This is a genomic window from Arthrobacter sp. CDRTa11 (assembly GCF_026427775.1).
In the GTDB taxonomy this organism is placed as follows: Bacteria; Actinomycetota; Actinomycetes; order Actinomycetales; family Micrococcaceae; genus Arthrobacter.
The window spans coordinates 1,948,294-1,966,509 of the sequence record NZ_CP044532.1 but is presented as its reverse complement, the minus strand read 5'-3'; the positions used below and the strand labels follow the sequence as shown (position 1 = coordinate 1,966,509).

Sequence of the window (18,216 nt, the reverse complement as noted above, 5' to 3'; positions counted from 1 at the left end):
CAGTGCCGGTCAGGCGTCGATCCGCTCCCTGTCCAGGCTCGACGCTCCGGCGATGATGAAGTCCTTGCGCGGCGCCACATCCGAGCCCATCAGCAGGTCAAAGGTGTCCTCCGCCTGCTGGGCGTTCTCGATTCCCACCTTCCGCAGCGTGCGGTGCCGCGGGTCCATGGTGGTCTCGGCAAGCTGCTCGGCGTCCATTTCACCCAGGCCCTTATAACGCTGGATGGGCTCCTTGTAGCGCTTGCCCTCCTTGGCCAGCCGCGCCAGCAGGACGTGAAGCTCGGCCTCGGAGTAGGTGTAGATCATCTCGTTGGCCTTTTGCCCGGCGTTGATGACCTCCACCCGGTGCAGCGGCGGGACGGCAGCAAAGACGCGGCCGTCGAGGATCATCGGCCGCATGTACCGGAAGAACAGGGTCAGCAGCAGCGTCCGGATATGGGCGCCGTCCACATCCGCGTCGGTCATCAGGATGACCTTTCCGTACCGCGCCGCGGCAAGATCGAAGCTGCGTCCCGAGCCGGCGCCAACCACCTGGATCAGGGCCGCGCACTCGGTGTTGGACAGCATGTCCCCCACCGAAGCCTTTTGAACATTCAGGATTTTTCCGCGGATCGGCAGCAGCGCCTGGAAGTCTGAGGACCGTGCCAGCTTGGCGGTGCCCAGCGCCGAGTCACCTTCCACAATAAACAGCTCGGAACGTTCGACGTCGTCCGTCCGGCAGTCTGCCAGCTTGGTGGGCATCGATGAGGTTTCCAGGGCATTCTTGCGGCGCTGCGTTTCCTTGTGCACCCGGGCGGAAATGCGCGACTTCATTTCGCTGACGATTTTTTCCAGCAGCAGGGCCGACTGGGCCTTGTCGTTCCGGTTGGCGGAGTTGAGCTTGGCATTGATCTCGTGTTCCACCACCTTCGCCACGATGGCCCGGACGGCAGACGTGCCCAGGATCTCCTTGGTCTGGCCCTCGAACTGGGGCTCGGCGAGGCGCACTGTCAGGACCGCCGTCAGACCGGCGAAAATGTCATCCTTCTCGATTTTGTCGTTACCGGCCTTGAGCTTGCGCGCGTTGCTCTCCACCGCCTTCCGGAAAGTCTTCACCAGCGCCTGCTCAAAGCCCGACTGGTGCGTTCCGCCCTTGGGCGTGGAGATGATGTTGACGAAGCTGCGGACGGTGCTGTCGTAGCCGATACCCCAACGGAGGGCAACGTCCACTTCGCAGTCGCGCTCCACCTCCGCCAGTTGGCTGTGGCCCCGCTCATCCAGCACCGGAACGGTTTCCTTGAACTTTCCGGATCCGTGAAGCCGCCAGACATCCGTAACCGCTGGATCGGCGGCCAGGAAATCAACAAATTCCGAGATGCCGCCGTCGTGGTGGAAGACTTCCTCGTGCGGCGCTGCTTCCCCCGGCGTTCCGGCGAGCCTGCGCTCGTCACGGACGGTGAGCTTCAGCCCCGGCACCAGGAAGGACGTCTGCCGCGCGCGGGCTGCCAGCTCGTCATAGGAGAATTTGGCGTCCGGGGTGAAGATCTGGCGGTCGGCCCAGTACCTGATCCGGGTGCCGGTGATCCCCCGCTTCGCCTTGCCCACCACGTCAAGGACGGAACCGTCCACAAACGGGGCAAACGTGGCCGACGGGTCCAGCCTGCTGCCCTGGTCCTTGAACCGGCCCGGCTCTCCCCGCCGGAAGGACATCTTGTACGTTTTGCCGCCGCGGTCCACCTCAACATCGAGGCGGGCGGACAGGGCGTTCACCACGGAGGCGCCAACACCGTGAAGGCCGCCGGAGGCGGTGTAGGAACCGCCGCCGAACTTTCCGCCGGCGTGGAGCTTCGTGAACACCACCTCGACGCCGGTGAGTCCGGTCTTGGGTTCCATGTCCACCGGGATGCCGCGTCCGTCGTCGTGGATCTCCACAGAGTTGTCCGCGTGCAGGATGATCTTGATGTCGTGGCCGAACCCGGCCAGGGCTTCATCCACAGAGTTGTCGATGATCTCCCAGAGGCAGTGCATCAGGCCGCGGGAATCTGTTGATCCGATGTACATGCCCGGCCGCTTGCGGACGGCCTCGAGGCCCTCCAGTACCGAGAGGTGCCGGGCGGTGTAATCAGAACTTGGTGCCACGGGTGTGAACTCCTTCAATGACGGAACAGCTGGTGCATAAAGCACCCTTCCAAGGGTAGCCGGGCCGCCACGGGACGCCGGCCCACCACGCTTTTAAACAGGCACAGGGCACGTGCCCGTTATCTTTTTGTGATGCCCTGCGGGGAGCTTGATCAATTCTTGCGGCTACGCGGACAGCGAACTTGCCCAATACTTGCGATGGATTCGCTAAAACTACTGGTTATATGGAGGTACAGATCTACTAAGGAGGCCGATATGACCACAGCAGTGGCAGCCCGCACACTCAACGCACTGGACCGGTGCGATCGTTGCGGAGCTCAGGCATATGTCCGGGTTGTACTCGAGTCCTCCGGCGGTGAGCTGCTCTTCTGCGGCCACCACTCGCGTGCGGTCGAGGCAACACTCAAGCCCTTGAGCTCCGACTGGCACGACGAGACGGGCCGGCTTCACGAGAAGGCACCCGTCGAAATCGATTGATTTCACCGACTGACTACTACATATCAGGACCCCTCCACTGGAGGGGTCCTGATTGTTTAAGCAACAGTTCACTGCCTGCCGCCCAAAGCCCTGCAAAATAGGACGCGGGGCCCCACTTCCCACGGACTGGGACCGTTGGGAGGGTGACCCCGCGCTGCCTGATGCCGTGCCTTGGTCCAGTGCCTAGTCCAGGTAGTCCCGCAGCACCTGCGACCGCGACGGGTGGCGGAGCTTGGACATTGTCTTGGATTCGATCTGGCGGATCCGCTCGCGCGTGACTCCGTAGACCTTGCCGATTTCGTCTAAAGTCTTCGGCTGTCCGTCGGTGAGGCCGAACCGCATGGCCACCACGCCGGCTTCACGCTCGGAGAGTGTGTCCAGCACGGAGTGCAGCTGCTCCTGCAGAAGCGTGAAGCTCACGGCGTCGGCAGGAACAACGGCCTCGGAGTCCTCGATAAGGTCACCGAACTCGGAGTCGCCGTCTTCGCCAAGCGGCGTGTGAAGCGAAATCGGTTCGCGGCCGTACTTCTGGACCTCCACCACCTTCTCCGGAGTCATGTCCAGTTCCAGGGCAAGCTCTTCGGGCGTGGGCTCGCGGCCGAGGTCCTGGAGCATCTGCCGCTGGACGCGGGCCAGCTTGTTGATGACTTCGACCATGTGCACCGGGATGCGGATGGTGCGTGCCTGGTCGGCCATGGCTCGGGTGATGGCCTGGCGGATCCACCACGTGGCGTAGGTGGAGAACTTGAAGCCCTTGGTGTAGTCGAACTTCTCCACGGCGCGGATCAGGCCCAGGTTGCCTTCCTGGATCAGGTCAAGGAAGAGCATGCCGCGGCCGGTGTAGCGCTTGGCCAGCGAGACGACCAGGCGGAGGTTGGCTTCCAGCAGGTGGTTCTTGGCCCGCTTGCCATCGTGGATGACGAATTCAAGCTCGCGCCGGAACTTCGGATCCATGGAGCCGTCATCGGCATTGATCTTCTCTTCGGCAAAGAGGCCCGCCTCAATCCGCAGCGCCAGGTCAACTTCCTGCTCGGCGTTGAGCAGCGCAACCTTACCGATCTGCTTCAGGTAATCCTTGACGGGGTCAGCCGTAGCACCGGCTGACATGACCTGCTGGACCGGGGCGTCGTCGTCGTCGGCGTCCGAGTAGACAAATCCCTTGCCCGTGGCTGCGGAAGCGGCCTTGGCGGCGTCGATTTCACCGTCGTCGCCGGCGCCTTCAAGGATGATGTCGTCAAGGTCTTCCTCAACCTCGTCCTCGTCATCGGAGTCGGCAGCGCGTGCAGACTTTCCGGCGGCCGCGGCAGCAGCTTTGGCGCCGGGCTTGGGCCCGCGCTTCTTGGGTTCAGGCTTGCCAGCCGTGCCGGCATCACCGGAGGCGGCATCCTTGACGGCAGTGTTGGCTGCCCGCTTGGCGTTCGTTGCAGCCAGCTTCTCCTCAGAGGACAAATCGTCCTGGGCGGCGGGTTCCTTCTTCGCGGAAGACGGGGTCACAGAAAACCTTTCTAGCGGCGGTCTGTGGAATCACCATACGGGCAACACCACTATGACCCTGTCAAGTCCGTGATGAACATCAGGTGCAACCACGGCCGGCAGAGTCTACAAGTAGAACTGCCGGGGCGGCTGTAATGTTCCCGTCAGGGTGCCATTACCTGCACTTGATTCACGGACCCAACCGGGTCTCGGCATCCATTGTCTCATGGTTTTCCCAAACAGGACCTCATGCCGGTGCCGCCCGGGGCTACCGAACGGTAGCCCCGCCAACGGTGCTAGGCCGCGTCCGGTTGGAACCTTTGCCAGGCCGCCTCCTTCCGTGCCGCCCAGCCGCAAAGTGTGCCCCGCCGCACCAGTTCCAGCATCAGTTCCGCCAGCCTGTACTCCGCCTCCACCTGGAGCGCCTGCCCCAGATAGGCGGCCGCATACGATCCGCGGCCCCGGCACCAGGCGATCCACCCGCGTCCTGTCAGGGCGGCAGCCGCTGCCTGCCCTCCGTATATGGGGAGGCTCGCCAGGATGCGGTCCAGGCTGTTGAGCCTGCCCCAGTCCGGCAGGACAGGCTTCACTCCGAGCAGGACTTCGCCGTATCCGGGCAGGTCAGGGCCTGCAGCGCGGGAGCCCTGAGTGGAAATGTCAGCCGACGTCCCGGCGGTCAGCGGGGCATTGCCTGGCGGGGAGGACGGGTCTGCAGGATCTGGGCCAACCGGCGCAAGGAGGCACCCGGCGTCGAAAATTCCGAAATGGCCGGCCCCCTCCTGGGCGGTGGCAGCCCCTGCGGCCGCCATCACCAGCACCGCGTCCCGCCATGCCGGCGCCCGGAGCGATGCGCGGAGAAAGGCCAGGTGGGCTTCCGGAAGCGCATCACCCGGCACAGAGTCCAGCAATCCTGCCCAGAACCCCAGGACCGCCTCAAACTGCGCGCGGCTCCCCCGGCGCGGGTCCAGTTGGCTGGACCATTCCTCTTCCGCTGCCAGGAGGGAGGCGGCAGCTTCGGCAGAAACGGAGCCAGGCTGCTGGGCGTGCTGATCCGGGGCAGGCCCCACACTGCTGCCGCGGTACACCATCTCGGCGTTGAGCCTGCTGTCCCGGATCTCCTCGATGGGCCGGCCGGGCACGGGGCAACACGACTGATCCGAGCAGTACGCATCGCGCCAGTACCTGTCCCCTACGTACCAGGCATCCCGGACCGGCATCCCGGATGTGCCCAAGACGGCTTGCAGGGCCGCGAGGAGCCCGGTGTAGGTACAGGTGTGCGGGAGATCCATCCAGCCGTCATTGGTGAAGAACACCAGCAAGGCAGCATCGGCGTGCTGGTCCGCCCGGAGATAATCCCGAACGGTGCGCGCGAACTCCCGCGGGTCTGCGAGGGTTCCAGGTCCGGGCAGGTCCAGCCGAAGTGTTGCCCCCAGCCGTTTGCCCTGGAGCGTCATGGCCACCAGGCTTTCGGCCGGCCAGTACCCCAGGGAATGCGGGATAAACCCCAGGACGTCTTCAGGGCCTTGGACTGTCAGGTGTTCCGGAGGTGTCATGCCTCCAGTTTTGGCGCACGTTCAACAGCGCGGAACAATCAATCTGCGCCATGTGCACAAGGCAATGCTGTGGAGGAAAAGTGTCAGTCCTCGGGAGTCCGCGAGCCCTGGCGCCGCTGGGCCAGGGTTGCCCGCCGCTGTTCGGCCAGGCTGCGGAGCAGCGGAGGGACAACAACCCCCTGCGCCGCCATCTGCCGGCGAACCTTCCGGCGGCACACGAGTGTGGCGGCCGCACCGAATCCCAGAACCAGGAACTGGACGCTGAGGGCGAGCCGGAACGGTTCCAGGCCATAGAGAACTCCGTTGGAGAACCCGCTGGCATGGAGAATGTCCAGCACAAGCCCGATCAGGAAAATCGATATCAGGGCCGCAATGAACCCGCCCACGTTCACGATGCCGGTCGCGGTGCCGATCCGGTGGGCGGGATTGAAGGTCCGGGCGAAATCGAAGCCGATCATCGAACCCGGCCCGCCGATCGCGAGCACCACCACCAGCCCGGCAAGAAGCCAGAGCGGGGAACGGCCGGGGGTGAGCAGCACCGCGGCCCAGGCAGCGGCCGTGGCGGCAGCGATCAGCAGGACCAGGGTGGAGCGGCGCAGCGGGTGCCTGGAGACAAACCGGCCAATAAACGGGCCCACGGCCAAAGCGCCCGCCACGTAAAGCCCCATAAGTCCAGCGACAGTCCCGGTGTCCAGGCCCTGAGCCGAGATCAGGAAGGGATATCCCCACGTCATGGCGAACACCGTGCCGCTGAACTGGATGGTGAAGTGGCTCCACAGTCCCAGCCTGGTGCCAGGCTGGCGCCATGCCCTCGCAAGCGACACACCGGTGGCGCGCAGGCCCTGCTGCGCCTGCGGCCGCGGCGTCCCGGGCGGGACGTCCTGCAGCAGGATAATGACCAGCACGACGGCGACTCCGGACATGCCTGCCAGCATCAGGAAGGCCGGTGTCCAGCCGGAGAAATGAAGGACCAGGGCAAAGGGGACCACGCTGAACAGCTGTCCAAGCTGGCCGGACATACCCGTCAGCTGCGTCACCAGCGGCACGCGGGACGGGGCAAACCACAGCGGAATGAGCCGGATCACGGAAATAAAGGTCATGGCATCGCCGGCGCCCACCAGCACACGGCCCGCAACGCCGCCCGGGATACTGTCTGCAAAGGCAAGCTGCAGCTGGCCGAGCCCCATGAGGAGGGCGCCGCCGGCAATCATAGCCCGGGAGCCGAACCTGTCCACCAGGAGGCCAACCGGGATTTGCAGCCCGGCGTACACCAGGAGCTGCAACACGGTGAAGAAGGAGATCGCTGATGCGCTGGCGTGGAACCGCTCGGTGGCTTCAAGACCCACAACACCGAACGAGGTCCGCTGCGTGACGGCCACCAGATACGCGAAGATTCCGATGGTCCAAATCAGCCAGGCCCGGGGTGCAGTCACTCCCTTATTATGCCCCGGGCCGGGCGGCGGCCCGGGCATAGGCCTGCGTTGCGGCGGTGCACTGACCCCCGCCTACTGGGCAGGGTTCTCCCTGGCGAGGTAAGCCTCAACCGCAGCCCCCAGCACGTCGCCGTTGGGCAGTTCGTCGTTTTCGTCAGCGAGGAGCGACCGGCGGACAGTGCCCTCAGCCTTCTCGTCGTAGCGGGTCTCCAGCCGTGACACCACCTGCTGGACGTCTTCGGAGGCGTCTATCTGCTCAGCTATTTGGCGTCCGACTTCCCGGCCCGCTTCCCGGAGCCTGTCCGTGGGCAGCATCAGGGACGTTGCGGCACCAAGGTATTCCAGGCCCGCTACTGCGGCCGTGGGGTATTCCGCCTCAGCCAGGTAGTGCGGAACGTGGATCACGTAACCCGCCACGTTTCGTCCTGCCTCAACCAGCCGGAGTTCCAGGATGTGGCCGACAGCCGCCGGGACCTCCACGGTGGGCTTCCACACCGAGATGCCCTCGATCAGTTCCGGCCTGTTGCCGTGGACAGTGACGCCTACCGGGCGGGTATGCGGAACTGGCATGGGAATGGAATGGGTCCACGTCACCAGGTTCACGTCCAGCTTTTCCACAATCCCAACAACAGCACGGGCAAACCGCTCCCATTGAAGGTCCGGTTCGAACCCGGCCAGCAGGAGGAACGGATTTCCGAGGCCGTCAATCAGCCGATACAGCGCCAGCCGGGGCTCCTGGTAGTCCTGCAGGTGGTCCTCCACAAAGGAGACGTGGGGCCGCCGGGACCTGTAATCGATCAGCTGGTCGGCATCGAACACTGCCACCGGCTCGGCATCAAGGGTGTCCAGCAGCTCGGCATTGATCTGCTTGACCACATGTCCGGCATCGGCAAACCCGGTGAAGCCCATCACCAGGTTCAGCCCGCGGAGCGCCGGGCTGTGGAACAACTCGATGTTGCTCGCGTAGAGCGCATCGGGGTCCAGCAGGGAGCCGGAAATCCGTTCAAGCACGGGATGTTCCTTTCGTGGATTCGGGTGGATACCTTTTACAACGTTGCCGGGCGCCCGGGCATTCCGTGTGGTGGTGTGGCGCAGGTCTCCAAAGATTCCGCTGCCGCCGCCCATACCGGCTACGATCGAAACTGGCCTGGCAACGGGCTTCGCAGACATCCCGGCGGCGTCCCAACCCGACGGCAGCCGGGTTTCCATGGCAGCGCGCCTAACATGCTTCCTGCCCGAACAATCTTTCGAGAATTGAGGACTGACCCGGTGGTCAAGAATACCGAAATTAACCTTAGTACCCTCTCACGGGACCTCAGGAAGGCATCGTCCGACGCCGTTGTCATCGGCGTCGGACAGGGACCTGATGGGCCCGTCCTCCTCGACAATCCCCTGGCAGCCAAGTCCGCCGAGGCGGTTGCTGACTCACTAAAGGCCCTCGGTGTCACGGGCGCAGCGGACCAGGTCGTCAGGCTTCCCGGGCTGCCGGAGACAGGCGCCGGCGTCCTGGTCCTGGCCGGCGTGGGCAAAGTGGGGGCGGACGGCGTGCTGGAAGAGGAAGCACTCCGCCGGGCCGCAGGCTCCGCAGTGCGCCAACTGGCCGGCCTTGCCACTGTTGTCATTGCGCTTCCGACGGCGGGAGTCGCCGACGTCGCGGCGCTCGCCGAGGGTGCAGCGCTGGGCGCCTATTCGTTCACTGAGTACCGGACCTCCAAGAACGGCATGAAGGACCCCGTACGCAACGCGGTGATCTTCACCGAAGTTGCGGGGGACAAGGAACTCAATGCCGCCCTGACCCGCGCGGCACTGATCGGCAAGGCCGTCAACGCCACCCGGTCCCTGGTTAACCAGCCGCCGAGCCACCTGTACCCGGAGTCCTTCGCCGAGGCCGCCAAGGAACTGGCCAAGGGCCTCCCCGTGAAGGTCACCGTGTGGGATGAACGGCGCCTCGAGAAGGAAGGCTTCGGCGGGATTATGGGCGTGGGCAAGGGTTCCACCCGCCAGCCGCGCCTGGTCAAGGTGGAATACGCCCCTGCCAAGGCAACGGCAAAAATCGCTTTGGTCGGAAAGGGCATCACCTTCGACACCGGCGGCATCTCCATCAAGCCGGCCCTGAACATGGGTGACATGAAGAGCGATATGGCGGGTGCCGCCGTCGTCCTCAACACTGTGCTGGCGCTCGCCGGCCTTGGGCTGCAGGTGAAGGCCACCGCCTGGCTGTGCATCGCCGAAAACATGCCCTCTGGTGCCGCTTCGCGGCCTGCCGATGTGCTGACCATGTTCGGCGGCAAGACAGTCGAGGTCCTGAACACCGACGCCGAAGGGCGCCTGGTGATGGCCGACGGCCTGGTGGCAGCGAGCAAGGAATACCCGGACGCCATCATCGACGTCGCCACCCTGACCGGGGCGCAGCTCATTGCGCTGGGTAACCGGACCGCCGGAGTGATGGGATCAGACAGCGTCACGGCTCCGCTCAAGGCTGCGGCAGACCGGGCAGGTGAACTGGTGTGGCCCATGCCCCTGCCGGAGGAACTGCGTCCCAGCCTTGACTCCCAGGTGGCCGACCTCGCCAACATCGGGGAACGCCACGGCGGCATGATGACCGCCGCCGTTTTCCTGCGCGAGTTTGTAGGCAAGGGCAAGGACGGCGAGCAGATCCCCTGGGCACACATTGACATTGCCGGGCCGTCCTTTAACAACGGCAGCCCGTACGGCTACACCCACAAGCAGGGAACGGGCAGCACTGTCCGCACCCTGGTGGCCTACGTGGAGGACCTCCTGGCCGCTGCCGCCTGACCTGTTTGTCGAGTGTTGCGCGGCTTTGTGACAGCCCAATGATCCGTTGAACACAAAGCCGCGTGACACTGGACACAAGCGCTCCACAAAACATGGTTGCAAGGTGGAGCATGGATAAGTGGTTCGCTAAGGTGAACCGGGTAGTCACAAATGAAAGAGAACCTGCCTGCTGGCATAATCTCGGCAGTACAAGTTCCAAGACCAGATGATGCGTGCACGCTCGTGTCATCGTTCACGCGAGGGAGCGTTTAAGTGGCCGATCAGGCAACTGCGCAAGAATTCGACATCCTGGTACTCGGTGGCGGCAGCGGCGGATACGCCACCGCCCTGCGGGCCGTTCAGCTTGGCTTCACCGTGGGCCTCGTCGAGAAGGGCAAACTCGGTGGCACCTGCCTCCATAACGGCTGTATCCCCACCAAGGCCCTGCTTCACTCGGCCGAACTGGCCGACCACGCCCGTGACTCCGCCAAGTATGGCGTGAACGTCACCCTCGACGGCATCGACATCAACGCCGTCAACGCGTACAAAGACGGCATCGTCGCCGGCAAGTTCAAGGGCCTGCAGGGACTCATCAAGTCCAAGGGCATCACCGTCATTGAAGGCGAAGGCAAGCTTCAGGGCACCGACACCGTTGTAGTGAACGGCACCGCCTACAAAGGCAAGAACATCGTCCTGGCCACAGGCTCCTACTCCCGGTCCCTCCCCGGACTGGAAATCGGCGGACGCGTCATCACCTCCGACGAAGCCCTCACCATGGACTACATCCCCAAGAGCGCGATCGTGCTCGGCGGCGGCGTCATCGGCGTCGAATTCGCCTCAGTATGGAAGTCCTTCGGCGTTGACGTGACCATCGTCGAGGGCCTGCCCTCCCTGGTTCCCAACGAGGACACCGCCATCGTCAAGAACCTGGAGCGTGCCTTCAAGAAGCGCGGCATCAAGTTCTCCACCGGCATCTTCTTCCAGGGCGTCGAGCAGAACGACTCCGGAGTCAAGGTCACCCTGGTGGACGGGCAGACGTTCGACGCCGAGCTCCTCCTGGTCGCTGTTGGCCGCGGCCCCGTCACGGCCAACCTCGGATACGAAGAAGCCGGCGTCACCATTGACCGCGGCTTCGTCATCACCAACGAGCGCCTGCACACCGGCGTGGGGAACATCTACGCCGTGGGTGACATCGTCCCCGGCGTCCAGCTCGCACACCGCGGCTACCAGCAGGGCATCTTCGTTGCCGAGGAGATCGCGGGCCTGAAGCCCGTCATCGTTGAAGACGTCAACATCCCCAAGGTCACCTACTGCGAGCCTGAAATCGCCACGGTCGGCTACACGGAGAAGGCCGCCAAGGAAAAGTTCGGCGACGACCAGATCCAAATCCAGGAATACAACCTCGCCGGCAACGGCAAGAGCTCCATCCTGGGCACCGGCGGCCTGGTCAAGCTGGTCCGCCAGAAGGACGGCCCCGTGGTGGGCGTGCACATGATCGGCTCCCGCATGGGCGAGCAGATCGGTGAAGCCCAGCTCATCGTGAACTGGGAAGCCTACCCGGAGGACGTGGCCCAGCTGGTCCACGCGCACCCCACGCAGAACGAGGCCCTGGGCGAAGCCCACCTGGCACTCGCGGGCAAAGCCCTCCACGGCTAATTTTCCGCCCCCGCATTACCGCAAGACACCAGAGCTTGGTCCACCCGGCACGATCTGCCGGGTGGACTAAGCTCAACAAGGCAGCAATCATCCGCACTAAAGATCAATAAGGAGAACGGGGACGACATGTCTGAATCCGTTAACTTGCCCGCCCTCGGTGAGAGCGTCACCGAAGGAACCGTCACCCGCTGGCTCAAGCAGGTAGGTGACCGGGTAGAAGTGGACGAGCCGCTGCTCGAGGTTTCCACCGACAAAGTAGACACCGAAATCCCCTCTCCGATAGCCGGCGTCATCGAGGAAATCCTCGTTGCCGAAGACGAGACCGCCGAAGTGGGCGCTCCCCTGGTCCGCATCGGCGACGGTTCCGGATCCAACGGCACCAGCCCTGCTGCTGCAGCAGCCCCTGCTGCTCCGGCGGAAGCAGAAGCTCCTGCTGCTCCTGCCGAGGAGGCAGCCCCCGCTGCTCCGGCTGAAGCGGCAGCCCCCGCCGCGCCTGCCGAAGAAGCACCGCAGGCACCCGCTGCCGGTGGCGACAGCCACGAGGTCACCTTGCCTGCTCTCGGCGAGAGCGTCACCGAAGGCACCGTGACGCGCTGGCTCAAGGCCGTTGGCGACTCCGTTGAGGTTGATGAGCCGCTGCTTGAGGTATCAACTGACAAAGTAGACACCGAGATCCCCTCCCCCGTGGCCGGAACGCTTCAGGAAATCCGGGTCAATGAGGATGAAACCGCCGAGGTGGGCTCCGTTCTGGCCGTCATCGGTTCCGGTGCCGCAGCCCCGGCCGCCGCACCAGCCCCGGCTCCGGAAGCGCAGCAGGAGTCGCCCGCAGCGCCTGCGGCCCCGGCCGCAGCACCTGAGGCCGCAGCACCTGAGCAGGAGGCACCGAAGCAGGAAGCCGCACCCGCTGCTGCTCCGGCACCTGCTGCTGCTCCCGCGCCGGCTGCCGCTCCGGCACCTGCCGCCGCGCCTGCTGCCAACGGCTCCGACTCCGGTTACGTCACTCCCCTGGTCCGCAAGCTGGCGAACCAGCAGGGTGTGGATATCTCCTCCCTGACCGGCACCGGTGTGGGTGGCCGCATCCGCAAGCAGGACGTCCTCGCAGCCGCAGAGGCAAAGGCTGCGCCCGCTTCAGCCGCTGCCCCTGCTGCTCCCTCGGCACCCGCCGCCCCGGCCGCCGCCGCTCCCGCCGCTTCGTCCCTGCGCGGCACAGTGCAGAAGGCCCCGCGCATCCGCCAGGTCATCGCCCGGCGCATGCGTGAATCCCTTGAAATCTCGACGCAGCTGACGCAGGTGCACGAGGTGGACATGACCAAGATCGCCAAGCTGCGCCTCAAGGCCAAGAACTCGTTCCAGGCCCAGAACGGCGTCAAGCTCACGTTCCTGCCGTTTATTGCCAAGGCCGTCGCCGAGGCATTGAAGCAGCACCCGAAGCTCAACGCCGCCTACGACGAAGACAAGCAGGAGATCACGTACCACAACGCCGAGCACCTGGCGATTGCCGTGGACACGGACAAGGGACTCCTGGTGCCCGTGATCACCGATGCCGGAAGCCTGAACCTGGCTGGCCTGGCCGGCAAGATCGCGGACGTTGCCGGCCGCACCCGCGGCGGGAAGATCGGACCGGACGAGCTGTCCGGCGGAACGTTCAGCATCACCAACATCGGTTCGGTCGGGGCCCTGTTCGACACCCCGATCATCAACCAGCCGCAGGTGGGGATCCTGGGCACCGGCGCCATCGTCAAGCGTGCCGTCGTTGTTTCCGACGAAAACGGTGACGATTCGATCGCCATCCGGTCCATGATGTACCTCTCCCTGACCTACGATCACCGCCTGGTGGACGGGGCCGATGCAGGCCGCTTCCTCCAGACGCTGAAGGCCCGCCTTGAAGAAGGCGCGTTCGAAAGCGACCTGGGCCTCTAACCTCAGGTTTTACCGAACAAAAAAGTGAACGACGGCGGTGCAGGCTGCCAGTGGGAAACCACCGGAACGCCTGCGCCGCCGTCGTCCTTTAATGGTGTTTCTGATGATGCCCGCTTCGGCAGCGGAAAAAACGCCTGCCGGCAACGCGGGTCTTACTACATGACGTAGAACGTCTGGCTAGACTGAGGTCCATGGACATCCTGTATAACGTCATGGTCTTCCTCCACATTGTCGGCGCTGCCATGGTGGTGGGGATCTGGATCGGCAACATGAAGAAGCCCACGGTCCACCCACGCCAGTTCGACGGCGCGGCAACCCAGGTCATCACGGGCGTGGTGATGATGGGACTGATCCCGGCCCTGGACATGGACGCCAACTACATGAAACTGGGGATCAAGTTGGCTATCGGCCTTGCCGTTGCGGTGTTGGCCTTTATCGGCAGCCGTAAGTACAGGAAGGGTGAACCCATCAGCAAGGGACTCGCTCACAGCGTAGGTGGCCTTGCCCTCCTCAACGTGGCAATTGCCACGCTCTGGAACTAATTCCCCGCCTATTTCCCCGGTCCCGACCGCACATGTGAATATGCCGTGCGGTCACAATCCACTGAGAGCGGACAACCCGTGCGAGTGTGCGGTGAACTCCCTAGGATTGAAACCGGCGGGGAGAGGCTGCGGCCTGCCCCGGACTGAATCGACCTTTTGAGGAGTGGACATGGCAGCAACACGCACCGCACACACAGTATGGAACGGCGACCTGATGACGGGTTCCGGCCAGACCACGTTGGACAGCTCAGGCCTCGGCACCTTCGACGTCACCTGGAAGGCACGCACCGAAGCCGCCGAAGGCAAGACCAGCCCGGAAGAACTGATCGCCGCTGCACATGCCAGCTGCTACTCCATGGCGTTCAGCAACATGTTGGCCCAGGCCGGTCACGCACCGGAAGAGGTCAACACCAAGGCTGACGTCACGTTCGTTCCCGGGACCGGCATTACGGGCAGCCACCTGACCGTGTCCGCACGGATCCCCGGCATCGACGAAGCAGAATTCCAGAAAATCGCCGGTGAGGCGAAGACCGGCTGCCCTGTTTCGGGAGCACTCGCGAGCATCGACATCACCCTGGACGCAACGCTGCAGTCCTGATCAGCGAACACGCGAAGCGGTGGCGTTAGCGGCCGTCCGCCGCTGATGCCACGGCAATAGCGCCAAGGCAGCACAAAGGCCCCGTTTCTCCCCCTGATATCAGGGGCAGAAACGGGGCCTTTCCGTCGCTTCGGCTGTAGCTTCCTGGCCTTAGAGCGCTGGCTTGCGGGCCGGGAGCGGGGCGGGCCGGAGACTGCGGTAACCCTCACGGACCGGCGGCCTGTCGGTGGGCAGTTCCTGGATCATTTCCTTGAGTGCGCCGATCCCGTACTCGAGCTGCGGGTCGCGGCCAGCGGCATAGGCATGGGGCGGGTACGTCACCTCGATGTCCGGGTCCACGCCATAGTTCTCCACGCTCCAGCCAACGCCGCCGGTGAACCAGTTCGCGTACCTTGGCTGGGTGACCCCGGTACCGTCAGCGAGCGAGAACCGGTTGTCGATGCCCACCACGCCGCCCCAGGTGCGGGTACCGATGACGGGCCCGATCCCCCGCAGCTTGGATACCTGGGTGATGATGTCGCCGTCGGACCCGGCAAATTCATCAGCGAGGATGATGACCGGACCGCGGGGAGCATGATGCGGGTAGGTCCTGGGCCGTTCTCCCCGGGGCATGCTCCAGCCCGTCACCTTACGGCCGATCAGTTCGGCCACCAGCTGTGAGGTGTGTCCGCCGCGGTTCCGGCGGACATCGACAATCAGCCCATCCAAAGCCGTCTCCGTGTCCAGGTCACGGTGGAGCTGCGCCCAGCCGTTGGCCATCATGTCAGGGATGTGCAGGTATCCGAACGTTCCGTTTGACGCTTCCCGGACTGTCCGGCGGTTGCCGGCAACCCATTCCTGGTAGCGCAGGCGTTCTTCGTCCTTAATGGGGACAACAGCGATGCGCCGTTGCCTGCCTGCCTCTGTTCCGTGCCCTGCTCCGTTGCTGAGGGTGAGCTCCACTGCACGGCCGGCCGCGCCTACCAGCAGCATCGCAGGGGTGACGGAATCCGAGAGCGGCACTCCGTCGATGGCCAGCAGCACGTCACCGGCCTTGGCCCCCGCCCCCGGACGGGTCAAGGGTGAGGTCGCCAGCGGATCGGAGGATTCACCGGCCAGGATGCGGGTGATTTCCCAGCCTGCCGGCGTCAAGGCGAGGTCAGCGCCGAGCCTGCCCTGGCCGTTGCTGCCATTTTCAGTGACCGGCGCGGGCTTTACGTAGGCGTGCGACGTCCCCAGCTCGCCGTGGAGTTCCCACAGCAGGTCCATGAGGTCGTCGTGGGATCCGAGGCGGTCCACCAGGGGCCTGTAGCGCTTGTGTACTGACTCCCAGTCCTGGCCAGCCATGTCTTCAGCCCAGAAGAAGTCCCGCTGCAGGCGCCAGGCCTCCTCAAAGGCCTGGCCCCAGACGCTGAGCGGATCCATCATGACCCTGATCCTGCCAAGGTCCACCTTGACCACCTGACCTGAGTCTTCATCGGCTTTGGCGTCGGCCGGCACCACAATCACCTGCTTGTCGTGGACCAGCACCACCCTCTTGCGGTCCCCCGAGAGCCGGTAGCTGGCCAGTGCCTCTACCAGAGTGGAGGACTTGCGCCGGGCAAGGTCATACCGCACCAGGCTGGGGAGGGCGTCCTTGTCATCCTGGCTTGCCTTGCCGTCACCTGTCACCCCGGCGAGCGCCCAGTCCAGCCACAGCAGTGCCCCCTCAGTGGTCTTCAGAGCGGTGTAGTTGCCCTGTGGCACCGGGACGCCGATCACGCGGTGGGCCAGGCCCTCAGGATCAACCCGCATTGCGGCAACGGCGTCCCCGGAGCCCTTTTCTTCACTGCTGTCAGCACCCCCGCTGTTGTCAGATCTGTTCTCAGATCCGTTCTCAGATCCGTCGAGGTCAACGGCCGGACCGAACGGGGATGGAGTGTCTGCCGCCAGGGCCACCAGGTAAGGCTTGATGGGGCTGGGGAAGGACAGGTCGAACGAGTGTCCGTCGTAGACCGGATCGAAGCTTCTGTTGGACAGGAAGGCCAGGAACTTTCCGTCCGGGGTGAAAGCGGGTGATGTGTCGCAGAAGCGGCCGTCGGTAACGTCAACCACGCCGCCGTCGGCTTTGGAGACGTTGACAAGGCGCAGCCTGCTCCTGGAGCCGAAGGACGTGACCGGCTCGGACCAGGCCAGCCAGCAGGAGTCCGGCGACCAGCCCAGTTCAGCGATGGTGCCTTCGCCGATGCTGGCTACCAGTGACAGCGTCCCGGAAGTGGTGTCCGCAACGTATACGTCGCCAAAGGAGGTGCCCACGGCAAGCCAACGGCCGTCCGGGCTTGATTCCATGGCGCTGGCGCGTGAGGGCTTCGGGAAGTCGATGCGGGCGGCTGCCGGCGGCTCTTGCGCATCCGCCGGTGATTCTGCCGGGTCCGGGGCAACATCGGCCCGTGAATCGTCAGGAACGGGAACAACCTGGCTGGCGTGCGCCTGGCCTGTGTTGCTGGCCGCCGGGACGGGACGGGGAAGCGCAGCGTCCGCCCCTTCTGGTGGGGCCGCGGGCGTAACGGGCGCGGGAGCCTGCCCGCGGGCAGGGCCTGGGACGCCGGGGACCGGGGCGGCGATCTCCCTGATGTAGAGGGCTTCCACACCGTCGTGGTCGGCGATGTAGGCGAGCCGGCCGCCGTCGAGCGGCCGGGGAAGCCTGGCCCGGACGCCGGGGGTGGCCTCCACGATGCGGGACGGGCCGTCCTTGTGCCTGATCCAGTGGATCGTTCCGTGGGCCTCAACAGCACTCGCGGACCCGGTGGCATCAGGAACCACCGCACCGAGGTGCTGCGAGGCCTTCAGGAGGCCCGGCCGCCGGGACTGGGAGGCCGAACCCAGTGAGATGTCCAGCCGTAGGGCTTCTGACTCAAGGTCGTTGAGGAGCCACAGCTCGCCGGCCGATTCGAAAATGATCCGCTGGCCATCGGTGGAGGCGTGCCGGACGTAGAAATCCTCATGGTCGGTGTGGCGGCGCAGGTCCTCTCCGCCTGGCTTGACGGAGTACAGGTTTCCGTACCCTTCGTGGTCAGAGAGGAACGCAATCCGTCCGTCCACCCACATGGGGTCCGTGAGGTTTCCGTCCAATTCCGGAACGAGGCGCTCAAACTCCCCGTTGCCGTCCGTGTCGATCCAGAGCTTGCCGGATGTGCCACCGCGGTAGCGCTTCCACCAGGCAGGTTCGCGGGAGAGAACGCTGCCCAGGACTACGGGGCGCTCGTCGCCGACTTCCGGTCCAAAGGCGACGGATTCAACGGGGCCAAAAGGAAGCTCCTCAGCCCATCCGCCATCAACCGGGAGGCTGTAGGCATAGGTGTGCCGGCTTTCAGCCTGGCGGAAGGCGCTTGTCACAATAACGGAGCCGTTGGCGGTGAAGCCCTTGACCCGGGTGGTGCTGTGCCCGAAATAGGTCAGCTGCCGGTAACCGCCGCCGTCGACCTTCGCCGTAACCACTTCAGGCGCCGTGCCCTGGACCACGGTCCAGACGAGCCGCTTGCCGTCGGGCGTGAAGCGGGGATTGCGGGCGGGCAACTGGAGCGAGGATACCCGCCAGGCACGGCCGCCGCCCAGTGGCGCAATCCAGACGTCGTCTTCGGCCACGAAAGTAACCAGATCACCGTGGACATGCGGAAAGCGGAGGTAGCTCGAAGAGGTCATCGTTCGATCAT

At 64.7% G+C, this 18,216-nt stretch carries 12 protein-coding genes; 6 read left to right on the top strand and 6 right to left on the bottom strand.

Going from position 1 to position 18,216, the window contains the following annotated elements; all coding sequences use genetic code 11:
- Positions 1-9: 9 nt before the first annotated feature.
- Positions 10-2,118: a DNA gyrase/topoisomerase IV subunit B gene (locus F8G81_RS08945; RefSeq protein WP_267278633.1), complete on the bottom strand. Its 2,109-nt coding sequence runs from the start codon at positions 2,116-2,118 to the stop codon at positions 10-12.
- A 255-nt stretch (positions 2,119-2,373) separates the two neighbouring features.
- Between F8G81_RS08945 and F8G81_RS08940 the strand changes: the two genes are divergently transcribed.
- Entirely contained in the window at positions 2,374-2,595 is a 222-nt protein-coding gene (locus F8G81_RS08940) for a DUF7455 domain-containing protein (protein WP_267278632.1), read from the top strand.
- A gap of 183 nt (positions 2,596-2,778) precedes the next feature.
- Here the strand turns inward: F8G81_RS08940 and F8G81_RS08935 are convergent, their stop codons facing one another.
- The 4 genes from F8G81_RS08935 to F8G81_RS08920 form a co-directional block, all read right to left on the bottom strand.
- Complete coding sequence (locus tag F8G81_RS08935) at positions 2,779-4,089, bottom strand: RNA polymerase sigma factor (protein WP_267278631.1); 1,311 nt, start codon at positions 4,087-4,089, stop codon at positions 2,779-2,781.
- Between the two features lie 275 nt (positions 4,090-4,364).
- Positions 4,365-5,621 (bottom strand): DUF4192 family protein, encoded by a 1,257-nt coding sequence (locus tag F8G81_RS08930; protein WP_267278630.1) that lies wholly within the window; start codon positions 5,619-5,621, stop codon positions 4,365-4,367.
- Between the two features lie 83 nt (positions 5,622-5,704).
- Complete coding sequence (locus F8G81_RS08925; protein ID WP_267278629.1) at positions 5,705-7,054, bottom strand: MFS transporter; 1,350 nt, start codon at positions 7,052-7,054, stop codon at positions 5,705-5,707.
- 72 nt (positions 7,055-7,126) lie between these two features.
- Complete coding sequence (locus F8G81_RS08920) at positions 7,127-8,065, bottom strand: proteasome assembly chaperone family protein (RefSeq protein WP_267279172.1); 939 nt, start codon at positions 8,063-8,065, stop codon at positions 7,127-7,129.
- 258 nt (positions 8,066-8,323) lie between these two features.
- Here F8G81_RS08920 and F8G81_RS08915 point away from each other — a divergent pair, with 258 nt between their 5' ends.
- From F8G81_RS08915 to F8G81_RS08895, 5 genes are all read left to right on the top strand, one after another.
- A complete protein-coding gene (locus F8G81_RS08915; RefSeq protein WP_267278628.1) occupies positions 8,324-9,850 on the top strand; it encodes a leucyl aminopeptidase in 1,527 nt (508 codons plus the stop codon).
- 252 nt (positions 9,851-10,102) lie between these two features.
- Positions 10,103-11,485: a dihydrolipoyl dehydrogenase gene (lpdA, locus tag F8G81_RS08910; RefSeq protein ID WP_267278627.1), complete on the top strand. Its 1,383-nt coding sequence runs from the start codon at positions 10,103-10,105 to the stop codon at positions 11,483-11,485.
- 126 nt (positions 11,486-11,611) lie between these two features.
- Positions 11,612-13,405, top strand: coding sequence for a 2-oxoglutarate dehydrogenase, E2 component, dihydrolipoamide succinyltransferase (gene sucB / locus F8G81_RS08905; RefSeq protein ID WP_267278626.1), 1,794 nt, complete (start codon positions 11,612-11,614; stop codon positions 13,403-13,405).
- Between the two features lie 191 nt (positions 13,406-13,596).
- A complete protein-coding gene (locus F8G81_RS08900; protein ID WP_267278625.1) occupies positions 13,597-13,947 on the top strand; it encodes a hypothetical protein in 351 nt (116 codons plus the stop codon).
- A 169-nt stretch (positions 13,948-14,116) separates the two neighbouring features.
- Positions 14,117-14,545, top strand: a complete 429-nt coding sequence (locus F8G81_RS08895) for an OsmC family protein (RefSeq protein ID WP_267278624.1) — start codon at positions 14,117-14,119, stop codon at positions 14,543-14,545.
- A gap of 150 nt (positions 14,546-14,695) precedes the next feature.
- Here the strand turns inward: F8G81_RS08895 and F8G81_RS08890 are convergent, their stop codons facing one another.
- Positions 14,696-18,205, bottom strand: coding sequence for a S41 family peptidase (locus F8G81_RS08890; protein ID WP_267278623.1), 3,510 nt, complete (start codon positions 18,203-18,205; stop codon positions 14,696-14,698).
- Positions 18,206-18,216: the final 11 nt, after the last annotated feature.

Bases quoted from the DNA above. Each gene is read 5' to 3' on its own strand.
- F8G81_RS08895 (WP_267278624.1), top strand. From the start codon at position 14,117: ATGGCAGCAACACGCACCGCACACACAGTATGGAACGGCGACCTGATG.
- F8G81_RS08900 (WP_267278625.1), top strand. From the start codon at position 13,597: ATGGACATCCTGTATAACGTCATGGTCTTCCTCCACATTGTCGGCGCT.
- F8G81_RS08940 (WP_267278632.1), top strand. From the start codon at position 2,374: ATGACCACAGCAGTGGCAGCCCGCACACTCAACGCACTGGACCGGTGC.
- sucB (WP_267278626.1), top strand. From the start codon at position 11,612: ATGTCTGAATCCGTTAACTTGCCCGCCCTCGGTGAGAGCGTCACCGAA.
- F8G81_RS08890 (WP_267278623.1), bottom strand. From the start codon at position 18,205: ATGACCTCTTCGAGCTACCTCCGCTTTCCGCATGTCCACGGTGATCTG.
- F8G81_RS08930 (WP_267278630.1), bottom strand. From the start codon at position 5,621: ATGACACCTCCGGAACACCTGACAGTCCAAGGCCCTGAAGACGTCCTG.